Below are 2,568 nucleotides of genomic sequence, written 5' to 3' on the forward strand. Positions count from 1 at the left end.
GCGCCGCCGTCAGCGTGCTGCGCTCGACCTACCGCGACCACGTGGCGCTGCTCGCCGCGCACGACGTGGCCGGGTCGGTCGAGGACGACGAGCCCGTCCTGCCGTTCACAGAGGTGGGCCGGCGCCTGTCCGACCTCGCGGACGCGGCATTGACGGCCGCTCTCGCGGTCGCGGTGGCCACCGTCTACCCGGACTCGCCGATGCCCGCCCGGCTGGGCGTGGTGGCCATGGGCAAGGGCGGGGCGCGCGAGCTCAACTACATCTCGGACGTCGACGTCATCTTCGTGGCCGAGCCGGCCGACGCCAGGACCGGCCGCGTGGCGGGGGAGCTGATGCGCATCGGGTCCATGGCCTTCTTCGAGGTCGACGCGGCGCTGCGCCCGGAGGGCAAGTCGGGCGAACTGGTGCGCACCCTCGAGTCCCATACGGCTTACTACAAGCGGTGGGCCAAGACGTGGGAGTTCCAGGCCCAGCTCAAGGCGCGCCCCATGACCGGCGACCTGGCCCTGGCGGTGGAGTACCACGACACCGTCCACCCGATGGTGTGGACCGCCGCCGAGCGGGACGACTTCGTGCACGACGTGCAGGCCATGCGTCGACGCGTGGAGGAGAACGTTCCCGAGGCGCTGCGCGAGCGTGAACTCAAGCTTGGGCGCGGGGGCCTGCGCGACGTCGAGTTCGCCGTGCAGTTGCTGCAGATGGTCCACGGCCGCACCGACGAGGACCTTCGCGTCACCAGCACCGTCGAGGCGCTCGGCGCGCTGCGCGACGGCGGGTACATCGCCCGCGAGGACGGCGCGGAACTACTCGCCGCCTACGAGTTTCTCCGCCTGCTCGAGCACCGCCTGCAACTGCAGCGTTACAAGCGCACCCACCTGCTGCCGGAGGACGACGACGAGGAGGCCTACCGCTGGTTGGCCCGCGCGGCGCACATCCGGCCGGACGGGCCGAACGACGCCGCGCAGGTGCTGCGGCAGAGTCTGCGCGAGCTGCGCCGCCGCGTCCGCCGCCTGCACTCCAAGCTGTTCTACCGACCGCTACTGGACTCGATCGCCTCGTACGACGCCGAGGCCCTCTCGCTCAGCTCGGAGGCGATGGAGCGTCAGCTGGCCGCACTCGGCTTCGCGGCGCCCCGCAATGCCTTGGGTCACCTGCGGGCGTTGGCGGGACAGAGCAGTCGCCGCGGCCGTATCCAGGCGCTGCTGCTGCCCACGTTCATGGAGTGGCTCGCGGACACCGCGGACCCGGACGCGGGACTGCTGGCCTACCGGCGACTGTGCGAGGAGAACGAGGAGATCACCTGGTTCCTGCGCACCCTGCGGGACGACAGCATCGTGGCCCGCCGCCTCGTACGGGTGCTGGGGACCTCGGCGTTCGTCGCGGGCCTGCTCATGCGCAACCCCGAGGTGATCCCCGACCTCACCGACGGCGCGCAGGGCCCGGTGCTCGTGGCCTCCAAGGTCTCCGACATCGCCTCCGCGCTCACCGCCTCCGCCGCCCGGCACCCCACTCCCGAGCGGGTCATCGCCACGGCGCGGTCGCTTCGCCGCGCGGAGCTGGCCCGGATCGGGGCCGCTGACGTCCTGCAGATGATCTCGGTACCCGACGTCGGGCGGCGACTGTCGGCCGTGTGGCGGGCGGTGCTCGAGGCGTCCCTGGCCGCCGTGGTCCGCGACATGATGCCCGAGGGCGGTGTGCAGCCGGCCCGCCTCGCGTACATCGGGATGGGGCGGCTCGGCGGGGACGAGCTGTCCTACAGCAGCGACGCGGACGTGATGATCGTGTGCGACCCGGTCGAGGGCGCCAAGGAGGACGAGGCGGTCCGGTGGGCCACGCAGGTGGCCGAGCGGGTGGGCAAGCTGCTGGCCTCGCCGTCGTCGGATCCCCCGCTGGACCTGGACGCCGACCTACGCCCGGAGGGCCGGAACGGCCCACTCGTGCGCACCCTGGCCTCCTACCGTGCCTACTACGCCAAGTGGGCCGAGACGTGGGAGTTGCAGGCGCTGCTGCGGGCCTCGTTCGCCGCCGGGGACCGCGAGCTCGGGCTGGATTTCCTCCACATGATCGACGAGTTCCGTTACCCGGAGCAGGGCGTGCCCCCGAAGGTCGTGCAGCAGATCCGCCGGATGAAGGCGCGGATCGACTCGGAGCGCCTGCCGCGTGGCGCGGATCCGGCCACCCACACCAAACTCGGCCGCGGTGGCCTGGCCGACGTGGAGTGGAGCGCCCAGTTGTTGACGATGCAGCACGCCGCCAGGGTGCCCGGGCTGCACACGACGTCCACACTCGAGGCACTCGACGCCGCCGCCTCGGCCGAGTTGCTGCCGGAGTCCGAGCGCGACGCACTGGTCGACTCGTGGCTCATGGCCGCCCACGCCCGCAACGCGTTGGTCCTGGCGCGCGGCAAGGCGGTCGACCAACTGCCGGGTCAGGGCTCGATCCTGGCGGCGGTGGCGATGATCTGCACCGGTTCCGCCGACGGCGCGGGGTTCCTCAACGAGTACCTGCGCGTGACCCGTCTCGGTCGCAAGGCGGTCGACCACGTGTTCTGGGGCGAGGACTGACGCC

The 2,568-nt window shown here is 72.1% G+C and carries 1 protein-coding gene; it reads left to right on the forward strand.

The genetic code is table 11. The annotated features are described in order from the left end of the window. On the forward strand, nt 1-2,564 hold a 2,564-nt coding region (locus G6024_RS09070; protein ID WP_159148532.1), incomplete at its 5' end, for a bifunctional [glutamine synthetase] adenylyltransferase/[glutamine synthetase]-adenylyl-L-tyrosine phosphorylase. Nucleotides 2,565-2,568 lie beyond the last annotated feature (4 nt).

It is taken from the genome of Dietzia maris (assembly GCF_014144855.1).
Lineage (GTDB): Bacteria > Actinomycetota > Actinomycetes > Mycobacteriales > Mycobacteriaceae > Dietzia > Dietzia kunjamensis.